The following is a 24,818-nucleotide window of genomic DNA, read 5'->3' as shown; positions in this document are numbered from 1 at the left end:
GCATGCTAGTTTATTTTTTATACTTTTGACTGCCAGAATGAATGATTTGAACGGATACTTTTACTGAATCTAATGAGTCACTCTGCAATGCATACTTTTTAACGAGTGAGGGTGATCTTCGATAAGTAGAACGAGTTAAATTGTAAAGATCACTATCGATGGAAAGACCATTCGCATACGTTTCTTTAATATCTTTTTTTATCTTTTCTGCGAGCTGCTTCTCAAGTTCTTGTTTAGGGTCCACCTCTAGATTTTCATCAATGGTTGCTTTTGCCTTAACCTCTAAGGTGTATTTCAATTCATTTTTAACTGGCTTTTTCAAACGCACTTTGTATCCTTTTACTTCTAACTCAACTACCGTGTCTCCTAGAGGGATTTCCATCTTGTTCTCTTTCTTTCGTTTCGTTACCCATTCTAACCCGAGTAACTCTGTATGTGTAAGCTTACCTTTTGGCTTCATCTTTTGTACGACAAATCCTCCGCTGATGTTTGGAAAATGCGGGCTGTCCTCATCTTCATTCCACTTACCCTTAGTCATTTTGATGTTAGGAATAATAGCTGACCCAAAAGGCTCGTTTCCATCTCTAAAGAGCATTTGCATACTTATTGGATTTACAGAATGGTTTCGAACCAGCATGTTTTCTGGATGAAACATAACTTTATATAAGGGTGCTTGTTTAAATGGCGCTTTTGTGATCAATACATCATCAAGATCTTCTGATGTTCCAAATATCCAAGAGGTTTGTCTAATAAGCGGATCATGACCTAGGTGAGAAATGACTACATTCAGCTTCTCCTTGATAACTCTTTCGCTCAGTAGGATGAACTGTACATGACCGTAATAAAGAGGATATTGAGAAGTTTTCTCTAATTTTCTGAAAGCCATTGTAATACTGTCCCCTTCTTCTTTACCCACTAAAACTGGCTGCTCACCACTCTGTCCACCACCGCCTTCTTGTTTTGCGATAGAAGAAAAAACAGCAGATTCTGTGTAGACAATAAATTTACCATCTTTATAGTCAATCCCTAGCCCCTCAATATAAAGCTGATCTCCTATTCCTGTCGCGCCCCAACATCCTGTAAGTAGAAGAGTCATAATTGATAGTACAATCAAGATCTTCTTATTTTTCATTGTCATCACCTTGACGTGTTTTGTCTTTTGGAAACATAGATGCTGAACGTTTCTTATTGAGTGGGAATGGAGCTTTTAAAATCGTTTTGAAGGTATCCGCCACGTTCGGTGTAGCAAATGAAGCCAAGTATGGATAATCAAAGGAACGGAGAGAACTCAGCATTAAAAACAAACTTAACATTGCTATAAAAAAACCAAATAGACCGAACATGCCACACATGACTAATGTGAAAATTCTTAAGTATAACAGATTACCGCTTAGAGATTGGTTTACAAAGGTATAGCTTGCAATCATGGTAATCGCAACGATTACGAGTGTTGTAGGAGAGGTAAGCCCCGCGCGAATAGCAGCGTCCCCTACGATTAATCCACCTAAAACGGCGACGGTCTGACCTACGGCTCTTGGTAATCTTGCTCCAGCTTCTTTAAAAAGTTCAAATAAGGTGACCATAATAAACATTTCCAATGGTAAAGATAGAGGAAGCCCTGTTCGGGAAAGGGTCAATGTAGCAAGCAACGGGTAGGGAAGCTGATCTTGATGAAATGTAGTTAAAGCCACCCATAGTCCTGGTAAAGTTATCGTTGTAAACAGACCCGTGAAACGTAACAATCGTTCAAACGAAACCATGTAAAAACTAGCATGAGCATCTTCTGGTGATTTTAAGGTGATCCCAAGTGAAGCTGGACCAATTAAAACAGTGGGTGAACCATCCACAATAATAATAAATCTTCCTTGTATAAGGGATTGGACGGCTAGGTCCGGTCTTCCTGTGTTATGAAGCAAGGGTAAGAGAGAGAACATGCTATCAGACAATTGTTCCTCTAGTTCACTGCTTGAAACTAAAGCATCGATATCGATCTTTGAGAGCCTTTGCTCCACACGTTTAAGCAGATCAGGATCAATAATATCATTTATATAAAGTAAGGAAACAGACGTTTGAGTTCTTCTCCCAATCGTAAAGGATTTACTGTGCAAGGACGATGTTTTAAGGCGTTTTCTAATGAGCGCAAAATTCGTCTCTAAGTCTTCAATAAATCCATCTCGTGCACCTCTGATCGAGATTTCAGTATTGGATTCTTCTGGTGAACGATTAGGTGTTTTCGCAAGGTTTACAGTGAAGAGCGTTTTTGTGTTAGCGATCATGATGAGAACTTGACCTGAAAAAATAGCATGTTCAATTTTTTGTTTGTGTTCAGCATGGATCACCATCTCGTGAACTACATACCGTGCGCCTAGTGTGCTAAGATCCACTGGTTCATTACGGGTTAGCACACTTTTTAAATAGGGAAGCAGGCTTTCTTCGAGTAAATAAATATCTGTTACACCTTTACAGAACATGACGATGAGAGAAGTGTCTATCGATTCATTACATATTTCTTTTTTTATGATGATATCGTGGTTTTCATTAAACCAAGATAAAAGTTCATTTGTTTTTGAAGAATCTTTTTCTTTTTTGTTTAAAAATTTCATGATGGACTCCTCATTTCTTCAGCAATACAGCAATACAAATCGTAGAGATCAAAGGCAAAATGATAAATAGTTGTACAGGAAAAAAGTAATCATATAAAAAGTTAAAGATCGTAATATTTGAAACAGGTGCGAGTGCATATGCAACTGCAGATCCATACATGGCAGCAATGATCCAAATCTTGTGTTTTTTTGTTTCAAATAGCTTCCAAACTAAGAGCATGAGCAAGCTTATCCGGATGAAAGCCCCTGAAATCCATTGGAATATAGACAAAAAATCCATTCGAGTAATTTCTTTTGAGATAGTTAATAGTTTCCATTGTTCAAATGCTGGATAACGCAGGTTATTCGCTTCATACGGACCAAACTCTGCGATGGCTGCCATCGTTGGCCCAAGCATCAAACCCATAAGGACAAAGGCAACAAGAAAGATGTGACGCCACTTTAGTTGCTTTTTTGTTGAATGTACAAGGAACAAGAGGGTACTTAGCTCGGTTAAACCCGATAGAACATATGTCCCGCCTTTCACTATTGGAGTCCAACCATGTTCGGCTATCGGAAGAAGCATTGAATAGTCTTTATGTTGAAGATTTCCAACCGCAATAAAAATACCTAACGTTGCGACCAACGGTAAAAGGAGCATAGACACGATCCCTAGCTCTTGAAGTCCTTTAAAGGTGCCAAAGAAACAAAGAATTCCTAATAATAGGGCAAGAACAATGATAGGCGTATCAGCTAAGTAGTTTGTTTTTGTCCATGTGATTGTGTCCCGAAATGTTATGATTGCATTCAAATAGAAGTAAAGAATAAAAAGAACAGTAAGCAGATAAAAAGTGAACGGACCGAGCTGCGCTTTTACGTATGCTGTAAAATTTTGATTGCCTAACTTCTTTAAAACAGATCCAATAAGCAAAATAAATAATAGATAAGGAACAATGGATATGAGGATACTGACCCAAGCGTCTCTTCCAGAAGCTGAAAGAATAACAGGTATAATCAGCACATGGTTAACTAAACCGGAAGAAAGGATGAGCAGAAAGTAAATATGTATAGGTGCTACACCAGGCTGTATTCTCATGCTTTTCCCACCTCCTTGAATATGAGTTAGTATTCTAAAATCTGTTAAGGTTTATGCGAAATCAAAACTGTCAAAAGAAGTGGAAGTAGAACCAAGCGAAGTTTCCTTTCTAAAGGATTGCGAATTCTCGCTTAAGACGAATAGAAGGGGAAGCTTGGGCAAAAAAAAAGAGGCATAACCTAAATAGGCAGACCTCCTTTAATCCATTTTTGATTTTATGTATTGAATATAACCTTCACGATGCCCGGGTTTGTCTATCACTTTTCGAACGTAATAGGGATCTTTCAATAAACCATTCTTTTTGTCGAGCTCGATCCATTCAGCTATTTCAGAATCTCTGATCAAAATGTTGTACCAATCTTGTTTGTCTAGCTCTTCCCAAAGTGAACGAATATCAGGTTCTTTTATTTTAAGAATGTGTTTTTGAAAGATTTCTATAAAAAAACCTGCAGTCAGTAAACAAAGCAATAGAAATAGCAGCATACGGTAAACCTCCATTTTTTCTAACATATCAAATATAAGCCAAAAAAAATAGACGCAGCGGCTGCGTGCTATTTTTTGTCAGTATGTTTTTCGATGATCTCTTTTAATTCAGACCAATTCGTCAAACGAGGCATGTCTAAATCTTTGTTGTAATTCTGATGTCTAACATAAAGCTGAACAGGTTCTTCCGTTAGCGTATTTAAGACATTAGGCTTATCATCAAAGTAAAAGTCCAGCTTCAAATCTTTGATCGTATGGATTTTCTCCTCATCTTTCATTCCACAGAAAAAGCGTCCTTCTTGCACAGGGAATCCAGCATTCTCGACCCATTTCTTTGTTTCTTCGCAATGATTGGCAGGTCTCGCTGTAATGTAGAAGATTTCATGGCCCTCTTTATGAAGTTCTTGCAACACTTCAATGGCATCAGGATAAGCAGGACAATCTGTAAAATAAATCTCTTCCATAGAATCAATCCACATCTGATTGCCTTCCTTTTTGGAAAGACCAAACGGTTCGTGAATCTCCAGAGTTTCAATCGTGTCAAAAACATCGATCGGAACATCTTTCTTTAATTTTTTATTGTAGATACGAAAAGCATGTTGTCGTAGGTTAATCAGTGTATCATCAATGTCAAAACCAAATCTCATTATATATACCTCTTATTCGTATTTAGGATAACTTGTAAATTTATAGTCAGGTCCAATAGGGTTAACCGTAAGATCGTGCAGCTGGATGGCATCAGACATCTTTTCGATCCCAGTCCCACCAAAAAATGAAGGTGAATCCTGTCCGCCGATCAGCTTAGGTGCGATGTAGAAAACCGCTTTATCAACAAGCTTGTTTTCTAGAAAAGCTGCGTTAATCGTACCTCCACCTTCGATTAAAAGGGAAGAGATCAAATTGCTTCCTAGTATTTTTAAAACTTCGAGCGGGTTAACTTGTGATTCACCAGCAATAAAGACTTTTACATCATGAGCTTCAAGTTGAAGCTTTTTTTGCTTGTCATACTTTTCGGTAGTAAATACCCAGGTTTCAGCTTGATTGTCGCTTACAACTTTAGATTCTATAGGAATCTTAAGTGTCGAGTCCATAATCACTCGTAGCGGATTTCGACCATTCGGAATTCTAGTCGTTAGTTCAGGGTCATCATGAATGACCGTATTAACACCAACAAGTATAGCTCGATTTTCATTTCTCATTTTATGCACATCTTCACGCGATTCTGGTGATGTAATCCATTTGCTGTTGTTCGCATGGCTTGCAATCTTTCCATCAAGCGTGATGCCTGACTTTAAAGTTACAAAAGGAACCTTCTGGACAATGAACTTGTTGAACACTTCATTCATTCTTTCTGATTCTTCTTGAAGCACTCCAGTCTCTACTTCAATTCCAGCTTCTTTTAAAATCTGCACGCCTTTTCCAGAGACAAGAGGGTTCGGATCTAATGCGGCGATAACCACTTTTTTAATTCCTGCTTCTACAATCGCTATAGCACACGGTCCCGTTCTCCCATGGTGAGAGCAAGGTTCTAGTGTAACATAAATCGTACCACCTTTCGCCTTATCTCCAGCCATACGAATGGCATGGATTTCTGCATGTGGTTCTCCTGCCTTTAGATGTGTACCTACTCCGACGATTTCATTGTGGTTTACGATCACAGACCCTACTAACGGATTAGGGTCTGTTTGACCTTTCATTGCTTTAGCATTATTTAAGGCGAGCTGCATGTAGAATTCATGACTACTCATTTGTAAATACTCCTTCATCTAGATGCCCAGATCGATTGATCTTGGTTTGCAAATACTTCTCATTGTATTCAGATACATCACCCCAGATGGGTGCTCGTGCTGTAACAGAAAGACCCGCCTGATGGAGTGCTTCTAATTTTTTCGGATTGTTTGTAATAAGTGTAACAGGCTTTGAACGAAGTGCTTTCAGTACTTCTATAGCATCTTCATAATTCCTAGAATCATCTACAAATCCAAGGCTTTCATTAGCCTCAACTGTATCTTGTCCATTTTCCTGAAGCAGATAAGCCATTGCTTTACTAAATAGACCGATACCACGGCCTTCATGGTTTGCTAAATAAAAGAGTGCACCTGTACCATGTTCTACGATCATTTTCATCGACTGCTTGAGCTGATAACCGCAGTCACATCGCTTGCTGCCGAATATATCACCAGTATGGCAAATCGAGTGCATACGAATAAGAGCTTCCTCATTGTATGCAAAGTCACCATAAACCAAAACGCTGGACTGCTGATATTCTGCTAAGTTGGCAGAGGAAAGCTTATCGATCACTTCTTCAAAGTTTTCAGTCTGCTCACAGCCTTCTAACCAGCAGTACCAATTGAAAACAACGGTTTCTCCATATAGGTTAACAGGAAGTTTGATAGGTCCTACCAAATAGATAGCACCTTCGTCTTTTTTTATGAGTTGTATTTTATCTTCAAGGATAGAGAGAACTTTTTCTTTTAAGTTTTTACTTTGTAACATACTTATACCCCTTTTATAGTTCATACGTATTTTGTCGGTTACTTAGGTGAATATGTTTATTTTATACCAGATAAATCAATTGAAAGTAGTCTTTTGCTCTCAATGGAAAAAAAAAGCATCGAACTCATCAGAAGATGGTTCAATCCTTATGTTTAAGTAGGGTTAAGAGAAAATGCCGACCTCTATATGACAGACATAGATTTCTTCATATATTATATGGAATAATTCAATGATAGCGTGTATGTTAGACTATTCTGCTTGAAAATTTTGGTATTGATTTAAAAGTCAGAGCGATTAAGCGAACAGAAAACTCAAGATTCTCTAGAAATATTTAGTAAGAATGATAGTGAGTACTCCTAAAAGGGCAATGCCATAATTGAAGATCAAATGATTATTATCGTTTTTCTCCACTTCGGGATGGAAGAGCTGATCAAAGGCTTTATGACGATATTTTGTTTCGTTAATCATCAAGTGCTCAGCGTCCTTTCAACGTTTTAATGGCAGTTCTACCTAAAAGTATACGCCTTCAACAATAATTATTCAAAATATTCAAACTATTTAAGGCGGCAATAAAGGTACACCATGAAGTGTACCTTCTTGAAGATTTTTGTTTATGTTTATTAAGAACACGTTTTTTAGTGTGCTGTCATTTTTACCTCTGTTTTATCATGTATGGCAAGTTTCTTTATCAGTGATTGACTAGATGCATTGAGTCCAGTGATTTGAACTTCTGTTCCATTCTGGCGATATTTTAAGATAACTTTATCGATAGCACCTACTGCAGAATCATCCCATACATGAGATTGCGACAAGTCGATTGTAACAAGCTCTACATCTTCTGAAAAGTCAAACTGTGAAACAAAATCTGTTACAGATGCAAAGAATAACTGTCCTTTTACGATATATAATTTATTATTGTTATCAACCTTAGAGGAAATCTCAACTTTTGAAATTTTAGCGGCAAAGAACAGTGCACTTAAGATAACACCGGCTAGAACTCCTTTTGAAAGATCATGAGTAAGCACCACTGTAACGACGGTCACGATCATAACAGCAGCATCAGTTCTAGGCATTTTATGAAGCTTTGTTAAAGAAGACCAATCAAAAGTGCCGATGGATACCATGATCATAACTCCTACTAACGCGGCCATTGGAATCATCGATAGCAGGTCGTTGAGCAGGATGATTAGTATCATTAAGAATGCTCCAGCAACAAATGTAGAAAGTCTTCCTCTGCCACCAGATTTAACGTTGATAACCGATTGACCAATCATTGCACAGCCGGCCATCCCTCCAAAGAATCCTGTAACAATATTCGCGATTCCTTGTCCTTTTGCTTCTCTATTTTTATCGCTATCCGTATCTGTCATATCATCTACGATCTGAGCAGTAAGTAGAGACTCTAAAAGTCCAACCAGAGCTAAAGCAAATGAGTATGGAAAAATGATCTGTAATGTTTCAAATGTTAATGGGATATCAGGTATTAAAAACATTGGAAGAGCTTGAGTTAATTTACCCATATCGCCTACCGTTCGTACCGTTGAACCTGACATAACAGCTATGATGGTGATCACGATAATGGCGATCAGAGGAGAAGGCACAGCTTTTGTGACTCTCGGGAAAAGATAAATAATAGCTAAAGCTCCTGCAACCATAGCGTACATTACCCATGACTCTCCAACAAAATGAGGAAGCTGGGCACTAAATATTAGAATGGCGAGTGCATTAACAAATCCGACCATCACTGAACGAGGTATGAACTTCATATATTTCCCGAGCTTTAATACTCCGATCAGTATTTGGATTACACCTGTCAGCACGGTTGCTGCTAAAAGGTATTGCAGTCCGTGTTCTGCAACAAGGGTGACCATGACAAGAGCCATAGCTCCGGTTGCGGCTGAAATCATTCCAGGTCTTCCGCCTAGAAAGGCAATTACAACGGCAATACAAAATGAGGCGTATAAACCTACCATAGGGTCTACACCTGCAATGATGGAGAAAGCGATCGCCTCTGGAATAAGAGCCAATCCGACTACAAGGCCGGCAAGAACATCTCCGCGAATGTTCCCAAACCACTCCTGTTTTATTTTATTAAGATCCAACAGAAACACACCTCTTTCTTTATGATGAAAACTGTTTTTTGACTTTCAACTCTCATGAAAGTCGGGGTCCGATGTCAACGCGTTTGATTATAACATGGATAGTAAAAATGAAGTAACAGAATGTAAGCGTATAAATAAGTTTTATTCTTTCATTTTTATTGAATTTCTTGTTTTTTTGGAGCATTAGTAGAAAAATACAATTATATGATTTGCATAAGGGGAAGGGATGAGGATATGGAGAAGATAACAGAAGGTTATGATTACGCCGATTACTATAAGGCGTATGTAAGCTTAGTACCTGAAGGGGATATCGTTCAAGTACTAACGAATCAAATGCAAGAAACAGTTGGAATCGTAAGCATGTTAAATGATGAACAGCTTTCCTATCGCTATGTAACAGGGAAGTGGAGCATTAAAGAAGTGATCGGCCATATTACAGATACGGAGAGAATCATGAGTTATCGTTTACTTTCCATCGCACGAGGAGAAACAACCTCACTTCCTGGATATGATGAAAATGCTTATGTACAGGAAGCCGGCTTCGATGAAATCGAGGTGAGAGATTTGCTAGAAAATTTTGTTGCAGTGCGTTTGGCTACCATACAACTTATTCAAAGTTTGAACAAGAAGGCTTTAGAAAGGAAAGGAACGGCAAATGGGCATCCTGTTACCACTCGTGCTCTAATGATGATCATAGCCGGTCATGAGATACACCATCGTCATATTATTGTAGAGCGATACTTAACCAAAAATTAAACACATGTTTAAAAGAGAGTCGATGTCATCCTGATATCGGCTCTCTTCTGTGAATAGAATTACTCATTCATCTCAATTGCAGCTCTGATGCCTGACTCCACAGCTCCTTCAACCCAGCCGTGCTTGAGTGTAGTATGTTCGCCGGCAAAGTGCAGTCTTCCCTCCGGAGCTTTAATCGCTTCAAACAATTCTAATTCCTGGTATGGCTTAAACATTGTAAAGCATCCACCTGCATTTGGATCTGTGGACCAATCGTGGCTAAATCCTGTAACAAAATGCTGATAGATGGAGTCACCATGAAACTGAGCAATATATTTTAATGTTTCTTTAATCTTCATTTCGTTGGATGAGCTTCTCCAAGGGAACGTATCATCTTCCCACGTATAACTTCCGATCACGACACCTGAAGGGATGTCTTCTCTGATACGGCTCGGATAATGAGTGAAGCGCGATGCCAGGTCCGTGACGGTTTTCCCTCCAGATAGACCGTTCTTTTCCCAGAAACGATGTTTGAATTCAATTCCGATCTTAATCGAGGGCACATAATGAAGCTCCCGAATAGCTTTCCTTTTAAGATAGGAGAGGGAATTATATGGTTCGAATTCAACAAAATTAAGTACCGAGAACGGAAGTGTAAGTAATACCTTGTCAGCTTCAAAAGAAAAACGATGTAAGGTTTGCGGACTTTCTGTATACAGTTTAACGGATGATTCTGTCTGCACTAGTCTTGTTAACTTTTGACCAAAATAGATGTGGTGCCGTAAATCTCTAAGAAAAGCACGAGGTAGCTGGTCGTAACCACCTGTAACTTCAAAGTATTTAAGAGGAGGTTTTTTGAAAATGATTAAGATATCTCGAAGCATCTCTAAAAGTGAGAGCTCGGGAAGACCTTCTAGTGATAGAAGCACTTTAATCATATCAATCGCTCCAGCAGATAATGATCTTCCGTAAGGGTTGTTGCGCAAATAATTATCAAGTGAGTATGATTGAAAATTTTGAATGATGATCGGCCAGTTTTTATCAGGATCACGATCAATAAAATCTGCTATCGGCTGTACAGCATAAGCGATAAGCTCTTCAGCAGTTTTTCCTTTTTCATTTTCTAAGACAGGAAAACCTAAGATATCAGGATTTTTCTCATAAGCATCATAAGTGGTTCGAATGCCATTGACCAAAAGAAGGTCATGAGGATTGCTGTTAACAAATTCATTAATGGCAAGGTTGTATTTCTTGATATATGCCAAAACAAGCCTATGCATCTCAGGGATACGCATAGCACCTGCTTCAAAATAGTTACCGTGGGTAAAAGGTGATCTGACTGTGTAAATACGCCCACCAACTCTGTGGGTAGATTCTAGAAGGATGATCTCGTGTCCAGCGTTCTTTAAAAGTGTGGCTGCAACAAGTCCAGCCATTCCTGCACCGACGACAATCATCCTCTTTGGAGAGCTTGTCATGGGTAAACCGTTCTGTATAATATCCAGCATTCCCTCAACTGTTAAACGGTTCGAATTCATCACAAATCCCCCTAAATGAACGTTCATTCCTTTTAACAATGTATTAAAAATTATTAAAGAATATTATTTTGTAATTAAAACTAAAAACGACAGCCAATGATGGCTGCCATTTCTCTAAATTTATACTAGTTCTTCTGTCTGAACTAAAACATCCTCTTTATTCGGATAAGTCTTCTCAATATGCTGCTCACCCCAAGCGCATAGTGAATCTAATATTCCTTTTAACGACCAACCGTAGTCAGTAAGAGAATATTCAACTCGTGGAGGAACCTGATTGTATACTTCTCGGAGGATAACTCCATCATCTTCAAGTTCTCTAAGCTGCTGTGTGAGCATCTTTTGTGTAATTCCTGGCATTAACCGCTTCAACTCACCGGTTCTTCTTTTATCTTTAATAAGATGGCAGAGGATGACGACTTTCCACTTTCCACCGATCACTTCAAGTGCAGCTTCTACAGGTATATTGTATTTTTTCATCCCAAAATCACCTCTATATCGTAATTGTTACTTTTAAGTACCTACATTACTTTAAAGTGCGTACTTACTTTTAGTTTGCGTATATTTCATAATAACATCAAGTCAACCGAATGACTAGTTCATTCACCAACTAAAATCAATGGAGGGATTTATAGATGAATTCAACAGCCGTTCAAACGGAAAGCGGGTCGAAGTCAAAAGGTGGTTTTCCGGCATTATTAGCATTAGCCATTTCGGCATTTGGTATTGGTACAACTGAGTTTGTACCTGTAGGACTTTTATCTTCATTAGCATCTGATCTAAACATATCGATCACATTAGCAGGTTTACTCATATCAGGATATGCGATGGGTGTTGCATTTGGAGCACCGGTCCTTACAGCGTTAACGAATAAAATGAACAGAAAGTCGTTGTTACTTCTGTTAATGGTCGTTTTTATCGCAGGTAACATGGTTGCAGCAGTTTCAACAAGTTTTACGCTGCTTCTGATCGCGCGATTCATCACAGCATTTTCTCACGGTGTATTCTTTTCTATAGGTGCAACAATCGCTGCGGATCTAGTTCCCGAACATAAACGTGCAAGTGCGATCGCATTCATGTTTACGGGGCTTACTGTTGCAACCGTAACAGGGGTTCCGCTTGGAACATTTATCGGACAAACCTTCGGATGGAGAGCTACGTTTTGGGCAGTTGCACTCTTAGGTGTTGTTGCCATCATCGCTAGTGCCATCTTAGTTCCGAAGAATTTGAAAGAAGCACCACCATCAAGTTTAAAAGATCAACTCAAGATTATTAAAAACGGTCGATTATTATTAGCATTTGCGATCACAGCTCTTGGTTACGGTGGAACGTTTGTAGCATTTACGTATTTAGCACCGATCTTAGAAGATGTAACAGGCTACGCTCCTAAAGCGGTCACCTGGATTTTGTTAGGCTACGGTATTGCTGTTGCGATTGGGAATACAGTAGGAGGCAAAGCGGCAGATAAAAATCCGATCAAAGCTTTGTTTTGGATGTTCGTTATTCAAGCTGTTATTTTAGTGATCTTAACATTTACAGCACCTTTTAAAGTAGCTGGAACGATTACTATCTTCTTATTAGGACTTTTAGCGTTTATGAATGTTCCGGGTCTACAAGTTTATGTTGTGAAACTTGCTGAAAGATATGTACCTTCTGCAGTAAATGTTGCGTCAGCTATTAATATCGCCGCATTTAATTTAGGTATCGCTATTGGTGCATTTGTTGGAGGGCTCATTGTCGATTCCATCGGCATCATTCATACACCTTGGATCGGCGGAGTAATGGTGTTTGGTGCAGTTCTCTTAACGGCATGGAGCGCGTCACTTGAAAAAAGAACAATTTAAGAGTGGAAAAGAAGGCAGCTACTTTGGTTGCCTTCTTTTTTTAAGCAGTTTTTTTATTTTTCACTTTAGCTATTATGACTACAAGTAAAAGGGGCAAGAACCCAAAGAAAAATGTTACAGTGGTCTGCAAAAAGGATCCAGATTCTCCTAGTTCAATTTCGTTTTTGTACATCGTAAGAGAGAGTAAGAGCACAACCGCTGAGATTATATAAATAAAATGTGTAGCTTTTACTTTAAATAGAGTGGAGAGAGCTTGATCAAGTATGAACAACAATAAAGAGATCTTCATGTATGTTCCTAGAATTAGTGCGATGCCAAAGATCGCTTCTACACGCTCAACAATCTCTCCAATGCTAATCAGCTGAGCCAGAACATGAAGCGGGAATTTCTTAAGAAATACTAAAGGTCCGAGCCCCATTAATGAACAGAGAATTGTTAATGTGAGTACGATTCCATTTATGAACAAACCTAAATAAAGCCATTTATTAATGGACTGCCCGGGCTTTTGCTTTACCAAGTATATAATCATAGCGAAGAATAATACATCCATGTAAGGAAATCCAAAACCGACATAAACCCCATGTAATATCGGCTTAAAGCCTTGTGGAGCTAAAGGAAGCAGATTAGTGATCTCATACGTGTTGTAGGGCAGGATTAACATGATGATAAAGATGAAAAACAGAATATACATCAATAGGTGAAACATGCGACCCATTACTTCAATTCCAGCTTTTGCAGTTAGACTGGAAGTGATTAAGATGAGTAGATGAAAGATGAAGAGCGGTGTTTCTCTCATCATCGAGGTTGTAAAATATTGTCCCATTCCATATACAATGTTTGCTGTGATATACAACATGACTAAGAACAGAGGGATGATGAGTAGATAGGTCATCACGTTTCCGAGTGTTAGGCGAACTTGGTTCACATAACATTGATCAGGATATTCGTTGTGAAGAGTTAATACGAGATATAAGATGACAAAACCAACTAAGTTAGCAAGAAGCATGGCGATCCAAGCACTGTTTTGAGCAGCAGCCAGCATCGGCCCTTGGATATTGATAAGGGCTGAACCCGTCATATACACTTGAAATAACACTGCCATTTGCCAATAACTAATTTTTCCTGTGTGCATAAAGGGACTCCTTATGATTTTACTTGCAGCCATGAAGTGATAACTTCAGCAATAGGACCAAGTATTAACTGAAATCCTTCATCTAAGTTAGGAAGGTTCCGCCCGGAAAGATAAGAGTAGAGCATGTACCCTGCCGGAATAGACATCATTAAATAGATTTTTTTTGACTTTTTATCTTGTTTCAACGTTTGATAGTCGAAGTATAATAATACGACTAAGCTCCCTAAAATGAGTTTTTCAATCATAGTGATTCCTCATCATCCTATTGTTTTTTATGAAAAGGTTTGCTTATATCAGTTCCTGTGTTTAGGATGTTAACTTCCGATTTAACATGAAATACGACGTCTTTGTAATAAGGTATCTTTTCTTTTTTTATTCTCTGCCATTCTTTCGGATTACTGCGATAGATATGGTTTCCTAATCCGATAATATCTATATTCTTTTTTTGTGAGTGCTTTAATAATGTCATTAAGTTACTGTTCACTTGTTTTTCTAACTTTGCATGAAGAACTTCTAGTTGTTGTTTTGTTTCAATGTTTGTACATTCTAATTCACCTATACTAGCTTGAAGCTTTGGTCTAAGTGAGTAATGTATAACATCGTTTTTTATCGCAAAAGATGTGTTTGTATGTGATTCTGTGATTTCAAATGACTCCTGCAGCTTACTCCCTTTACAAGGAATACCAATGATTCCATACTGAAAATTATTAAGAGCGAGCATGAGCGATTTTGTGTCTTTGTTTGTAATAGTCGTCTTCAGCTTCCCACCTAGAAAGATAGAAAGCCCATCTACAAAGATACTGTTCTCTTTTTCTTTTTCCTTTCTTAGATAGGGAGCATACACCGTATCCACCTCGCTATGTAGCTGTTTTCCAATTGTAAATAAATTAGCGGGATAGGTTTTCGCACTAAATTTGCTCCCTGTTTTAGTGACTTCGTTTAATTGTTCACTCACCGTATTTTCTACATGTGGTTTTTCTTTTAAATAGTCTGCCGCAGCTCCTTCAGTTACTGCAACACCTGTTAAGAGTCTCGGTTCATGATCACGGTAAAAGAAATCTAAAACAGAACCGAGATAATATTTTTTGGCGACTTTCTCACTAATCACAATAAAACGAACATGCCCCCAGTTTGCTTTTCTTCCCAAATGAATGGTCACATCTCTTATAGCATCAAAAACGGATTTTGCTTCCGTTTCAAGGTTAAAGTATGATTCACCGCCACCACCAGCAGAAGCGATCTTAGGAGCAGGCTTATAAAATTGTGTGGTGAGTTTAATGGTTCCATCTTTCTTTTGGTCGACAGCTAGCGATTGAACGAAAACATACTCGGTAAGCTCGGCATGATCCCAGCAACCAGATAAAAAAAGGAGGGAGGAGGCAACGATGTATTTAATTAGCTTTTGCATAGTAATCCCTCCCTTTATAAGATATTGGCGTTATAAACCTTTTCCAGTACTTCGGTGCTTTAATAATTTTTTCAATGACAAACGAAAGAATCCGTCTTTTAGTAGTGACGTACTGTTAAGAGTGAACGTACCAAGATAAGGTTCCTTCAGAACGTGTAATTTAGACAGGTGCAGGAAGATAAGAATAAATCCAAGAAACAGACCGAAGCCTCCCATAATAGCTGCTAGAAACATTAATGGTATTCGCAACAAACGTGCAGCAAAGCCAAAATCATAATAAGGGATAGAAAAGGATGCGATTCCCGTCAATCCAATAACAACAATCATGATCGGTGAGGCGAGTCCAGCGTTAATGGAAGCTTCTCCGATAATTAGTGCTCCAACGATACTTACAGTTGATCCAATAGGTTTAGGTAGCCGGACCCCTGCTTCTTGTAAGAGTTCGAAAAAAAACAGCATGATTAAAGCTTCTATGATTGCAGGAAAGGGTATCCCTTCTCGTGTATCTAAGAGAGCGATCAATAAAACGGTCGGTATTAATTCAGAATGAAAAGTAGTCAAAGCGATATAGATACTAGGTAAAGCCAGGCTCAAAATAAAGCCAATAAATCGTACCAACCTGATGATGGATGAAAAAACAGATCGTTGATAATAATCGGAAGCAGATTGGAAAAATTCATTAAACAATCCAGGACAGATAACGATCGTTCCTGTTCCTTCCATTAGAATTATAATCTTGCCTTCTAATAACGAGGCTGAAGCAACATCTGGTCTTTCGGTAAATCGATATTGAGGGAAGGGAGTAACGGACGATTCCTCAATTAATTCAGCGATATAGGATGTTTCTAAAATTTCTTCGTTTTTAATTTTGTTGATTCTTAATTCAAACTCTTCAAGCATTTCCTTTTTAACAGTTCCATCTAAATAGCCATAAACAAATTTCGTATTAGACTTGCCATCCGTTTGTTTAAAAATAAATTTAAGATTGGGTGTCTTTACTCGAGAGCGAATCAAACCAAGGTTCTTTTGCAGGTTTTCGATCGTACCTTCTCGAGGGCCAACAACAACTACCTCGTTCTGTGGTTCTGCAACACTTCTTTTTTCTACAGAAGATGCATCAAAGCTTAGAGCTAAATCCCATTTATCAAAAATCAAAACAATATGGCCATTGACGATATTGGCATTTAATTCATTGTAGTTTTTTAGTAACATAACAGGTCTTGATGAGACGCCCTTGTTCTCAAAAAAGACCTTTATCTGTTGAACCGAAACATCAAGTGAAAGGGCTGCCTCAAAATCGGGCATATCCTTAAGTACCTGGTGAAGCAGGTTGGACTTTTCTTCTTGGACGAGAGAGTCACAATGTACAACAAGAGCTTCTTGTTTGTAATCTGAACCAAATTGAAAGTGCCTGATCTTAATATCATCACAGTTCTTATAAAGATTACGCATATATTCATCATTTGCTTGAAGATCTTTGTTAATAGGAACTTCTACTTTGGTTGTATCCATGATTGCTAACACCTGCCTTATCCTATAATGTTTGATGAAGGATAAGAATCTATACATTATTTACCATGAAAGACATGAAGGGTGGATGAAAGCTGTGGATTTCCTTTTCAGATGAGGGAAGATTATAGAAACGTGCGAAATAAAAAAGCTACCAGATAAACAAGGTAGCTTTTACATATTGAACGAGAGAGTCATGATTAAATCTTTTCCTGAGTTTCCACTTTGGCATTTTGATCAATTTCTAAACTTGTTTTATATTCAATTCTTTTTATATTACAGCCGGGACCGATTTCTATCGTGTTTCCGCGTACTACTTCAGCGTGTGTGTGTTCAAGATATAAGTAGTCGCCTTCGATCACTTCTGCCGTTAGTTGATCCGTGTGGTTGCTCATAAAAAATTTAATCAGCTTTTTAAAGCCAGATGCATCCCGGGTCTTTTTAACTGTGATGTTCTCGCCGCCAATTTCTTTAGCTTCACAATGACGTAGCAGTTCTACGTCGATCGTCCCTGCATTTAAGAGACCATCTATCTTAAAATTGCCGCGTGCTTCAAAAGATTCAGCTTCACAATCTCCCTTTATTTTAATTTGTCCTTTTACGTCTACTTCGTCGCTTGATACATTTCCTTGTACAGAGGCAGAGCCGCGAACGATGATTTCTTTTCCTTTTACATCCCCCTTAATAGAAGAGGAGCCTTGAACCTTTAATTCGTCGCAAAGAAGGTGACCATCGATGTCTGTGCTACCGTTAATCGTCATTTCCTTCACTTCTACATCGCCTTCGAAATGGGTTGATCCATTGATTTTGGCCGTATCAGTAGTAATGTTTCCCTCTAAATGTGCACTTCCGTTGCATTTAAACTCTTCACATATGAGATCGCCATATATATGTGCACTTCCGTTAACCTTTACTTGATGAAACTCGCCACCAGAAGAAGTTCCTGATCCGGAAATACTAATATTCTTTAACTGAGTTCGTTCCATTGCTATTCCTCCTCCAATTATTAAGAAAGCTTAAGTTTTAGTTCTTCCATGCACTGACTCAGTTTATAGTGAACGATTTTCTTTGCTTGAGGCTCTAATAGAAGGTTGGCCGGTTCTGGTGTGAGGATAAAAAATGAAACGCCCATTTTTCTAATAAAGATTAATTCACTTTCGCTGTTCTTTGTGCTCTGTGCATGTTCATCAAAAAGCTTCAACAGGTCTACGCCTTCTGTTCGATTTACATCGCCCGTTTGCAGCAATGAATTCAATACATATAAAGTTAATAACTGATTAAATGAAAACGAATGAGTAGGACCATGAAAGTTGTTATACATCTCTACTGCTGTATGAGAAACAATGTTACGTTTGGTGAGCTCTTCTGCTGATAATGAAGTGAGTGTCGGGGAAGGAGAGAACATATCAGCAAGTTCATCGAGTGATAAATCATCTTTTAAAGTTTTAATTTTTTCAATGCGCAGCAATATATCATCTTTAGGAAAGAATGTTTCTTGGCCTGTAAAGGTAGATTTTCGAATGAACCAGTTTTCAGGAATCAAGTTCTTTCTTTTCCATCTGTATAGCTGGCCGTAAGATATATTTGCTTCTTCTAATAGATCTTTCTTTGAGATTAGATTTTCCATGATTAACCTCCTTATTAGTAATGTAACATAACACTGTTACGCTACGCAATAAAATTTAAAAGTATACAAAGGAAAGTGCACGAAGATTTTTGAATAATAGTAGGTAGAAGGTGGAGGGGTTCAATGGAAAATTGGTTTGGTGCAGGAGCTTCTGGTTTTAGGATGTTCCAATGGGAGCATGTGCTTTTATTAATGTTAATCCTTTTTGTGAGTATGGGTATGTACCGCTATCGGATACGTATGAGGAAGATGCAATTATGGAAGAAAGTCTTGATCACAGGGCTTGTAGTCTCAGAAAGTTCATATCACATATGGGCCGTTCATAATGACTTATGGGACCTTCATATTTTCCTTCCTTTGCAGCTATGTAGTTTTAACATTCTGTTGTCCGTGTTGTTACTCTTAACGGATAATCGGAGACTTTTTGCTTTTGTCTACCTTTTTGGTTTAACAGGTGCCATACAAGGATTACTTACACCAGAGTTATTTCAAGAGCCTTGGCATTTTCGATTCATCCAATATTTTATGGCTCATGCTTTTATTGTTTGGACAGCTCTATACTATGCGATTGTAAGATCTTATACCATTAGCTGGCATCTTCTTTTTCAGTCATTCTTATGGCTGAACATTTATGCTATAGGTGTCTATGTTGTAGATGTGACTATTGATGCAAACTATATGTTCTTGCTAGAGAAACCAACGAATGCTTCGCTTCTAGATTACTTAGGACCGTATCCGTGGTATATCCTTTCACTAGAACTAGTCGCTTTCTGTTTATGTCTGCTTGTTTTTATTCCGGTTAAAGAAAAGCTAAATCACACGAAAGAGGACCATCCACCGTTTGAGGTGTAGGGTCCTTTTTTTGTACCTTTTGTGACAAAATCATGCAAAGGAAGAAAGAAATGGTATTTATTGTATAATGGAAGTGAGGAGGGATTTTATGATTGAAACCATGAACAGGCCGATCAGGTGGATACCTTATCTATTTCTTAGCTTATTGGTCATTGGCAGCAATGTACTTCTTTATCAGACAACTTATTTCCAACCCATACCTACTTCTGTGCTCATTGGCTCTATGTTTGATTTTCTTCTCGTTATTCCTCTACTTACCTATTACTTTATTATTCGTAAAAGATACTCATGGAAGCTGACACTGCTTGTCGCATTAGTGAGTTATGCTTTCGCTTCATTTATCATTCCAGATGATCTGTTGAAATCTGTATCATTTATTCCGAAAGCTCTACTTCTTTTAGAAGCGGGTTTTATCTCTATTGAGCTTTATTTACTATTTATCGTGTGCAGAAAGTTACCTAAAGTAAAGAAGTCGTACCGTGACTTAGCTGTTGATCTACCGTTTTTATTGAAAATCAAACACGCTGTAAATCTTCATTTCGCACAAAGTCGCTTGATCGATTCTCTCGTCAGTGAAGTTACGATGTTCTATTATGCTTTCTTTTCCTGGCGAAAAGCACCTGTGATGACTGGACAAACATTTACTCTCCATAAGAATACAAGTTATGTAGCTCTCCAGCTCATGTTGATCCATGCGCTTATCATCGAATCAGTCGGTCTTCATTATTTCTTCAGTCAATGGAACCATACAGTCTCTTTGATTTTATTATTTATAAACATCTACTCTATTCTTTTTCTCATCGGTCAGATGCAAGCTGTAAAAAAAGTCCCTTTAATCGTTACGAATCAATCGTTGATATTGAATATAGGATTTATTAAAAGCCTTGATCTGCCGTTTAAATACATCCAAGAATGGAAAACGTATGAAGGACCAGATGAGTTGAGTGCAGCAGAAATGAAGTATACCTTTGAAGCCCGAGTAAGTGATTTTATTCCGGAAAAACCGAATATTGAGTTGCTGTTGAAAAAACCTATAAGGTCAGATATCATATATGGATTTAAGAAGAACGTGACAAGGGTAGTTATTAAAGTAGATAACCCCACTGAATTAATGAGGCTTATTGAAAAGAGAATGGCTGATGAAGAATGTAACTTAGAAGATTAACAGTCTTTTTTTAGCAAATGTTCAATTTCACCTTGTTAAATGGAAATGCTATTGTTAAGATTTCAGAAGGTTACAGAAAAATCCTTTCGACAGGTGAAAATATATGTTTAAAAATACAGCAACTTCACAACAAAAAAAATCATTTCTTACTTCCGTTCAGCTAATCGTCATCTTTTATTTATTGTCCGTTTTAGTAGCGACTATTCTTTTAAGCTTGCCGGTCGGTCATAACGAAGGAGTAGAGTTGAAATTTATCGATGCCCTGTTTACCGCCGTGAGTGCAGTTAGTGTAACAGGTCTAACTTCTGTTAATATCTCAGAAACGTTTAATCAAGTTGGAGTCGTCCTTCTTGCCATCATCGTGCAGATTGGTGGAATCGGCGTTATGACGCTCGGTACAGCCATTTGGCTTTTAATCGGTAAACGTATTGGGATGAGAGAGCGTCAATTGATTATGACAGACCAGAATCAATCTACACTTGCTGGGCTTGTCCAGTTGATGAAGCAAATACTAACACTCATTATTGGAATTGAAATCGTAGGAACAGTATTGTTCTTTATCTTGTTTCAGCCTTATTATGATACAGAAATAGAAGTGCTCTATCACGCATTCTTCGCAGCAGTTACAGCAACGACGAATGCAGGTTTTGATATAACGGGAAGTTCATTGATCCCGTTTCGTCATGATTATCTCGTTCAGATCGTTACGATGTTTTTGATTACATCCGGTGCTATCGGATTTCCTGTATTAGTAGAGATCAATAACTTTATTAAAGAGCGTAAGTATTTAGAGCGTTATACGTTCACTCTTTTTACGAAAGTTACAACAACTACATTTGCGTTATTAGTTATTACAGGAGCCATAGGGATTTATGTACTAGAGATGAATGCATTCTTCGAAGGTAAGTCTTGGCATGAAACAATCTTTTATTCGTTGTTTCAGTCTGTTACCACACGAAGTGGAGGCCTATCCACGATGGACGTCTCGGAATTCACAGTACCAACACTTCTCTTCTTAGGAGTCATGATGTTTATTGGTGCTTCTCCAAGCTCAGTAGGAGGGGGGATTCGTACGACGACTTTTGCTGTAGCATTATTAGCAATCCTCTTTTATGCAAAGGGTAGAAACACGATAAAAATCTTTAAGCGTGAGATATACCCTGAAGATATACACAAGTCGTTTATTGTTATTATCGTTGCGATGGTGCTCTGTACGACATCCACTATTATCTTAGCGATTACTGATCCTATGCCGATCGAGTACTTATTCTTTGAGGTATGTTCAGCTTTCGGAACTACAGGGCTTTCCACTGGAATTACAGGTCAGTTGAGCTCAACAGGTAAAGTGATCTTAATGCTTCTGATGTTTATTGGAAGAATTGGCGTACTTTCATTCTTGTTCATTATCCGAGGGAAAGTGGTTACAGAGCACATTCATTACCCGAAAGAAAAATTAATTATTGGCCAATAAAAGTGATCACGTTTGAATTCACGCTGCTGTTTACTTATAATGAACATAAGTAAATAAGTCCTTCGGGGTCGGGTGAAATTCCCAACCGGCGGTGATGAGGTTTCAGCCTCTCAGTCCGTGACCCGGTTTTGCATGTAGCAGAAACGGTGGATTCGGTGCAATTCCGAAGCCGACAGTATAGTCTGGATGGGAGAAGGAACGTGAACACTTTTAGAATACCTGTGTTTGAAATAGGTATATTTAAAGGTTTATTTCGTTATATTCTTAACATTTAAAACCCCGGAAGCAATCTGTTTCCGGGGTTATTTGTATTAAGAAAAAAAGGACTCCTGCTTATGCATATTTACGATGATACTTACGTCATACGAGGGGAGGGAAAGCTTTTTGTTTACAGGCATTATCGAAGAAAAAGGTACGATAAAATCAATTTCTAAAGGCAACGAAACGATTGTTCTTACTGTTACAGCCCAAGAAGTATTAAAAGATGTAAACCTTGGAGACAGTATCGCAGTTAACGGTGTTTGTCTAACCGTAACTTCTTTTAGTAAAAGAGAGTTCACGGTAGATGTTATGCCAGAGACGTTTCGTTCATCCACATTGAGATTGTTAAACAACCGTGATTTGGTCAATCTTGAACGAGCGATGGCTGCTGGTGGCCGGTTCGGTGGACATTTTGTTTCCGGGCATGTGGATGGGACAGGAACAATCATTGAAAAGCGTCCAGAGAGAAATGCCATTTATTATACGATTGTGTTACCTGACCATCTGATGCGTTATTTTATGTTGAAAGGCTCTGTATGTGTAGATGGAACGAGTCTCACTATATTTGAAGTGACCGAAAGTAAAATTACTGTTTCATTGATTCCTCATACAGCAGAACACACGATCTTAGGGTCGAAAGGAACGGGTGACATCGTGAATATAGAATGCGACATGCTCGCAAAGTATGTACACAATATGTTGTCGCCGAAAGAAGAAACTACACAAAAGTCGAAGCTGTCTCTTGATTTCTTACAAGAGCACGGATTTTAGGAGGAGAGTTCATGTTTCACTCCATAGAAGAAGCAGTGGCAGATCTTAAAGAAGGAAAAATTGTGATCGTAGTAGATGACGAAGATCGTGAAAACGAGGGTGACTTTGTAGCACTCGCAGAAGGTATAACTCCTGAAACCATTAATTTTATGGTGACACATGGCAGAGGTTTAGTGTGTACACCGATCTCAGAAGAAATTGCGTTAAAGCTTGATCTTTCACCGATGGTAGTTGCCAACACAGATTCGCATGGCACGGCTTTTACGATAAGCGTCGATCATATTTCAACTACAACAGGTATTTCGGCTCAAGAGAGAGCGTCTACGGTACGTGAGCTTGTGAATGCAGATTCCCTGCCTTCTGATTTCAAACGACCTGGTCATATTTTTCCGTTGATCGGAAAAAACGGTGGTGTGTTGCGAAGAGCAGGCCATACGGAAGCAGCCATCGATCTTGCACAAATGGCAGGCAGCAAATCGGCTGGTGTTATCTGTGAAATCATGAAAGAAGACGGAACGATGGCTCGTGTTCCTGAACTAGTCGAGCTTGCGAAACAACATAATATGAAGCTGATTACGATTAAAGACCTCATTACGTACCGAAACAAAACTGAGCAGATGGTAAAGCGTGAAGTAGAGATTAATCTGCCTACAGAGTTTGGAGATTTTAAAGCGATCGGTTTTTCGAATGTATTAGATGAGAAAGAACATGTTGCACTCGTTAAAGGTGAGGTTGCAACGGGAGAACCAGTTTTAGTCCGCGTTCATTCGGAGTGCTTAACAGGTGATGTATTTGGTTCAGCTCGTTGTGATTGTGGTTCACAGCTTCACGCAGCTCTTTCACAGATAGAAAAAGAAGGCCGTGGCGTTTTGCTGTACATGAGACAAGAAGGACGCGGCATCGGACTCATCAATAAGATGAAAGCTTATAAACTTCAAGAAGAGGGTCTTGATACGGTTGAGGCAAATGAGCAGCTCGGGTTCGCTCCAGATCTGCGTGATTATGGCATAGGAGCTCAGATTTTAAAGGACCTTGGTATCAGTAAGATGAAACTGCTGACAAACAATCCAAGAAAGATTGCTGGATTAAAAGGGTATGACTTAGAAGTGACCGATCGTGTGGCGCTTCAGATGCCTCATAACAAGAACAACGAAGATTATCTAAAAACAAAAAAGAGCAAATTGGGGCATATGCTTCATTTTTAAATCAGGAGGAATAGTCATGGCAAAATTATTTGAAGGACATTTAGTTGGTACAGGATTAAAAGTAGGTATCGTAGCAGGACGTTTTAATGACTTTATTTCAGATAAATTAGTTTCAGGTGCACAAGATGCATTCAAGAGACATGGTATTTCTGAAGATGATGTAGATATCGCTTGGGTACCTGGAGCGTTTGAGATACCGCTGATCGCTAAAAAGATGGCAGATAGCGGTAACTATGATGCTGTGATTACGTTAGGAGCAGTTATCCGCGGATCCACTCCGCACTTTGATTACGTATGTAATGAGGCAGCGAAAGGAGTCGCTCAAGCATCCATGACGAGCGGTGTTCCTGTAATCTTTGGCGTTTTGACAGTGGATTCAATTGAACAAGCGATTGAGCGTGCAGGAACGAAAGCAGGAAACAAAGGCTGGGAAGCTGCTGTGTCAGCTATTGAAATGGCAAACTTAACGCGTCAGTTAGGATAAATTGTATGTGTGTGAAAGCCCGTCACTTTTTTAGTGACGGGTTTTTGTTTGTTTTATAAA

The 24,818-nt window shown here is 38.6% G+C and carries 24 protein-coding genes and 1 riboswitch; of the genes, 8 read left to right on the top strand and 16 right to left on the bottom strand.

Annotation, left to right across the window (positions count from 1 at the left end; all coding sequences use genetic code 11):
- Positions 1-10: 10 nt before the first annotated feature.
- The 8 genes from IHV12_RS10865 to IHV12_RS10830 all read right to left on the bottom strand — a co-directional run bounded on the left by IHV12_RS10865 (position 11) and on the right by IHV12_RS10830 (position 8,759).
- Complete coding sequence (locus IHV12_RS10865; protein ID WP_197190847.1) at positions 11-1,132, bottom strand: Ger(x)C family spore germination protein; 1,122 nt, start codon at positions 1,130-1,132, stop codon at positions 11-13.
- A complete protein-coding gene (locus IHV12_RS10860; RefSeq protein WP_197190846.1) occupies positions 1,122-2,603 on the bottom strand; it encodes a spore germination protein in 1,482 nt (493 codons plus the stop codon). The genes IHV12_RS10865 and IHV12_RS10860 overlap by 11 nt, the downstream gene beginning before the upstream one ends.
- Before the next feature lie 10 nt (positions 2,604-2,613).
- Entirely contained in the window at positions 2,614-3,678 is a 1,065-nt protein-coding gene (locus IHV12_RS10855) for a GerAB/ArcD/ProY family transporter (protein ID WP_197190845.1), read from the bottom strand.
- A 198-nt stretch (positions 3,679-3,876) separates the two neighbouring features.
- The gene (locus tag IHV12_RS10850) at positions 3,877-4,161 is read right to left on the bottom strand and encodes a hypothetical protein (RefSeq protein ID WP_197190844.1); all 285 of its coding nucleotides are present in this window, start codon (positions 4,159-4,161) and stop codon (positions 3,877-3,879) included.
- Positions 4,162-4,229: 68 nt separating this feature from the next.
- The gene (locus IHV12_RS10845) at positions 4,230-4,808 is read right to left on the bottom strand and encodes a 5' nucleotidase, NT5C type (RefSeq protein ID WP_197190843.1); all 579 of its coding nucleotides are present in this window, start codon (positions 4,806-4,808) and stop codon (positions 4,230-4,232) included.
- Between the two features lie 12 nt (positions 4,809-4,820).
- Positions 4,821-5,909: a bifunctional diaminohydroxyphosphoribosylaminopyrimidine deaminase/5-amino-6-(5-phosphoribosylamino)uracil reductase RibD gene (ribD, locus tag IHV12_RS10840; RefSeq protein ID WP_197190842.1), complete on the bottom strand. Its 1,089-nt coding sequence runs from the start codon at positions 5,907-5,909 to the stop codon at positions 4,821-4,823.
- On the bottom strand, positions 5,902-6,657 hold the full coding sequence (locus tag IHV12_RS10835; RefSeq protein WP_191754694.1) for a GTP cyclohydrolase II: 756 nt from the start codon (positions 6,655-6,657) through the stop codon (positions 5,902-5,904). The genes ribD and IHV12_RS10835 overlap by 8 nt, the downstream gene beginning before the upstream one ends.
- 635 nt (positions 6,658-7,292) lie before the next feature.
- Entirely contained in the window at positions 7,293-8,759 is a 1,467-nt protein-coding gene (locus IHV12_RS10830; protein WP_197190841.1) for a SulP family inorganic anion transporter, read from the bottom strand.
- 234 nt (positions 8,760-8,993) lie between these two features.
- Between IHV12_RS10830 and IHV12_RS10825 the strand changes: the two genes are divergently transcribed.
- Positions 8,994-9,515, top strand: coding sequence for a DinB family protein (locus tag IHV12_RS10825; protein ID WP_197190840.1), 522 nt, complete (start codon positions 8,994-8,996; stop codon positions 9,513-9,515).
- Between the two features lie 59 nt (positions 9,516-9,574).
- On the opposite strand, the gene IHV12_RS10820 is transcribed toward IHV12_RS10825, so the two are convergent.
- Together IHV12_RS10820 and IHV12_RS10815 are read right to left on the bottom strand one after the other, a co-directional pair.
- The gene (locus IHV12_RS10820; RefSeq protein ID WP_197126826.1) at positions 9,575-11,032 is read right to left on the bottom strand and encodes a flavin monoamine oxidase family protein; all 1,458 of its coding nucleotides are present in this window, start codon (positions 11,030-11,032) and stop codon (positions 9,575-9,577) included.
- Positions 11,033-11,152: 120 nt separating this feature from the next.
- Complete coding sequence (locus IHV12_RS10815; RefSeq protein WP_191754703.1) at positions 11,153-11,509, bottom strand: winged helix-turn-helix transcriptional regulator; 357 nt, start codon at positions 11,507-11,509, stop codon at positions 11,153-11,155.
- A gap of 155 nt (positions 11,510-11,664) precedes the next feature.
- Between IHV12_RS10815 and IHV12_RS10810 the strand changes: the two genes are divergently transcribed.
- A complete protein-coding gene (locus tag IHV12_RS10810) occupies positions 11,665-12,873 on the top strand; it encodes an MFS transporter (protein ID WP_197126827.1) in 1,209 nt (402 codons plus the stop codon).
- A 40-nt stretch (positions 12,874-12,913) separates the two neighbouring features.
- Here IHV12_RS10810 and IHV12_RS10805 read toward each other — a convergent pair whose 3' ends face one another.
- The 6 genes from IHV12_RS10805 to IHV12_RS10780 form a co-directional block, all read right to left on the bottom strand.
- Entirely contained in the window at positions 12,914-14,005 is a 1,092-nt protein-coding gene (locus IHV12_RS10805; protein WP_197126828.1) for a GerAB/ArcD/ProY family transporter, read from the bottom strand.
- 11 nt (positions 14,006-14,016) lie between these two features.
- Positions 14,017-14,250: a hypothetical protein gene (locus tag IHV12_RS10800; RefSeq protein WP_197126829.1), complete on the bottom strand. Its 234-nt coding sequence runs from the start codon at positions 14,248-14,250 to the stop codon at positions 14,017-14,019.
- A 17-nt stretch (positions 14,251-14,267) separates the two neighbouring features.
- Complete coding sequence (locus IHV12_RS10795) at positions 14,268-15,413, bottom strand: Ger(x)C family spore germination protein (protein ID WP_197190839.1); 1,146 nt, start codon at positions 15,411-15,413, stop codon at positions 14,268-14,270.
- Positions 15,414-15,443: 30 nt separating this feature from the next.
- Positions 15,444-16,925 carry a spore germination protein gene (locus tag IHV12_RS10790; protein WP_197126831.1) on the bottom strand — a complete coding sequence of 494 codons (1,482 nt, stop codon included), beginning with the start codon at positions 16,923-16,925 and terminating at the stop codon, positions 15,444-15,446.
- A 197-nt stretch (positions 16,926-17,122) separates the two neighbouring features.
- Positions 17,123-17,908 carry a polymer-forming cytoskeletal protein gene (locus IHV12_RS10785; protein WP_197126832.1) on the bottom strand — a complete coding sequence of 262 codons (786 nt, stop codon included), beginning with the start codon at positions 17,906-17,908 and terminating at the stop codon, positions 17,123-17,125.
- Positions 17,909-17,928: 20 nt separating this feature from the next.
- Complete coding sequence (locus IHV12_RS10780; RefSeq protein WP_231620704.1) at positions 17,929-18,549, bottom strand: YhbD family protein; 621 nt, start codon at positions 18,547-18,549, stop codon at positions 17,929-17,931.
- Positions 18,550-18,672: 123 nt separating this feature from the next.
- Between IHV12_RS10780 and IHV12_RS10775 the strand changes: the two genes are divergently transcribed.
- The 6 genes from IHV12_RS10775 to ribH all read left to right on the top strand — a co-directional run bounded on the left by IHV12_RS10775 (position 18,673) and on the right by ribH (position 24,758).
- The gene (locus IHV12_RS10775; RefSeq protein WP_197126833.1) at positions 18,673-19,401 is read left to right on the top strand and encodes a TIGR02206 family membrane protein; all 729 of its coding nucleotides are present in this window, start codon (positions 18,673-18,675) and stop codon (positions 19,399-19,401) included.
- Between the two features lie 88 nt (positions 19,402-19,489).
- Positions 19,490-20,566 (top strand): hypothetical protein, encoded by a 1,077-nt coding sequence (locus IHV12_RS10770; protein ID WP_197190838.1) that lies wholly within the window; start codon positions 19,490-19,492, stop codon positions 20,564-20,566.
- Between the two features lie 103 nt (positions 20,567-20,669).
- A complete protein-coding gene (locus IHV12_RS10765; RefSeq protein ID WP_197126835.1) occupies positions 20,670-22,037 on the top strand; it encodes a TrkH family potassium uptake protein in 1,368 nt (455 codons plus the stop codon).
- 54 nt (positions 22,038-22,091) lie between these two features.
- Positions 22,092-22,239: riboswitch (FMN riboswitch) on the top strand.
- 182 nt (positions 22,240-22,421) lie between these two features.
- A complete protein-coding gene (gene ribE / locus IHV12_RS10760) occupies positions 22,422-23,069 on the top strand; it encodes a riboflavin synthase (RefSeq protein WP_197190837.1) in 648 nt (215 codons plus the stop codon).
- Between the two features lie 11 nt (positions 23,070-23,080).
- Positions 23,081-24,274, top strand: coding sequence for a bifunctional 3,4-dihydroxy-2-butanone-4-phosphate synthase/GTP cyclohydrolase II (locus IHV12_RS10755; protein WP_197126837.1), 1,194 nt, complete (start codon positions 23,081-23,083; stop codon positions 24,272-24,274).
- A 16-nt stretch (positions 24,275-24,290) separates the two neighbouring features.
- The gene (ribH, locus tag IHV12_RS10750) at positions 24,291-24,758 is read left to right on the top strand and encodes a 6,7-dimethyl-8-ribityllumazine synthase (protein WP_066239884.1); all 468 of its coding nucleotides are present in this window, start codon (positions 24,291-24,293) and stop codon (positions 24,756-24,758) included.
- Positions 24,759-24,818: the final 60 nt, after the last annotated feature.

This window comes from Fictibacillus sp. 7GRE50 (assembly GCF_015903875.1).
Classification (GTDB): domain Bacteria; phylum Bacillota; class Bacilli; order Bacillales; family Fictibacillaceae; genus Fictibacillus; species Fictibacillus phosphorivorans.
Note: the sequence above shows the minus strand (reverse complement) of the source record. Positions and strands in the feature narration are given on the sequence as shown.

What these genes read in the sequence shown, in the direction of transcription:
- IHV12_RS10775 (WP_197126833.1), top strand. Translation starts at nt 18,673, where the DNA reads ATGGAAAATTGGTTTGGTGCAGGAGCTTCTGGTTTTAGGATGTTCCAA.
- IHV12_RS10860 (WP_197190846.1), bottom strand. Translation starts at nt 2,603, where the DNA reads ATGAAATTTTTAAACAAAAAAGAAAAAGATTCTTCAAAAACAAATGAA.
- IHV12_RS10765 (WP_197126835.1), top strand. Translation starts at nt 20,670, where the DNA reads ATGTTTAAAAATACAGCAACTTCACAACAAAAAAAATCATTTCTTACT.
- IHV12_RS10755 (WP_197126837.1), top strand. Translation starts at nt 23,081, where the DNA reads ATGTTTCACTCCATAGAAGAAGCAGTGGCAGATCTTAAAGAAGGAAAA.
- IHV12_RS10845 (WP_197190843.1), bottom strand. Translation starts at nt 4,808, where the DNA reads ATGAGATTTGGTTTTGACATTGATGATACACTGATTAACCTACGACAA.
- IHV12_RS10795 (WP_197190839.1), bottom strand. Translation starts at nt 15,413, where the DNA reads ATGCAAAAGCTAATTAAATACATCGTTGCCTCCTCCCTCCTTTTTTTA.
- IHV12_RS10850 (WP_197190844.1), bottom strand. Translation starts at nt 4,161, where the DNA reads ATGCTGCTATTTCTATTGCTTTGTTTACTGACTGCAGGTTTTTTTATA.
- IHV12_RS10770 (WP_197190838.1), top strand. Translation starts at nt 19,490, where the DNA reads ATGATTGAAACCATGAACAGGCCGATCAGGTGGATACCTTATCTATTT.
- IHV12_RS10805 (WP_197126828.1), bottom strand. Translation starts at nt 14,005, where the DNA reads ATGCACACAGGAAAAATTAGTTATTGGCAAATGGCAGTGTTATTTCAA.
- IHV12_RS10785 (WP_197126832.1), bottom strand. Translation starts at nt 17,908, where the DNA reads ATGGAACGAACTCAGTTAAAGAATATTAGTATTTCCGGATCAGGAACT.
- IHV12_RS10800 (WP_197126829.1), bottom strand. Translation starts at nt 14,250, where the DNA reads ATGATTGAAAAACTCATTTTAGGGAGCTTAGTCGTATTATTATACTTC.
- ribH (WP_066239884.1), top strand. Translation starts at nt 24,291, where the DNA reads ATGGCAAAATTATTTGAAGGACATTTAGTTGGTACAGGATTAAAAGTA.
- IHV12_RS10815 (WP_191754703.1), bottom strand. Translation starts at nt 11,509, where the DNA reads ATGAAAAAATACAATATACCTGTAGAAGCTGCACTTGAAGTGATCGGT.
- IHV12_RS10855 (WP_197190845.1), bottom strand. Translation starts at nt 3,678, where the DNA reads ATGAGAATACAGCCTGGTGTAGCACCTATACATATTTACTTTCTGCTC.
- IHV12_RS10820 (WP_197126826.1), bottom strand. Translation starts at nt 11,032, where the DNA reads ATGAATTCGAACCGTTTAACAGTTGAGGGAATGCTGGATATTATACAG.
- IHV12_RS10780 (WP_231620704.1), bottom strand. Translation starts at nt 18,549, where the DNA reads ATGGAAAATCTAATCTCAAAGAAAGATCTATTAGAAGAAGCAAATATA.
- IHV12_RS10825 (WP_197190840.1), top strand. Translation starts at nt 8,994, where the DNA reads ATGGAGAAGATAACAGAAGGTTATGATTACGCCGATTACTATAAGGCG.
- IHV12_RS10835 (WP_191754694.1), bottom strand. Translation starts at nt 6,657, where the DNA reads ATGTTACAAAGTAAAAACTTAAAAGAAAAAGTTCTCTCTATCCTTGAA.
- IHV12_RS10865 (WP_197190847.1), bottom strand. Translation starts at nt 1,132, where the DNA reads ATGAAAAATAAGAAGATCTTGATTGTACTATCAATTATGACTCTTCTA.
- IHV12_RS10790 (WP_197126831.1), bottom strand. Translation starts at nt 16,925, where the DNA reads ATGGATACAACCAAAGTAGAAGTTCCTATTAACAAAGATCTTCAAGCA.
- ribD (WP_197190842.1), bottom strand. Translation starts at nt 5,909, where the DNA reads ATGAGTAGTCATGAATTCTACATGCAGCTCGCCTTAAATAATGCTAAA.
- IHV12_RS10810 (WP_197126827.1), top strand. Translation starts at nt 11,665, where the DNA reads ATGAATTCAACAGCCGTTCAAACGGAAAGCGGGTCGAAGTCAAAAGGT.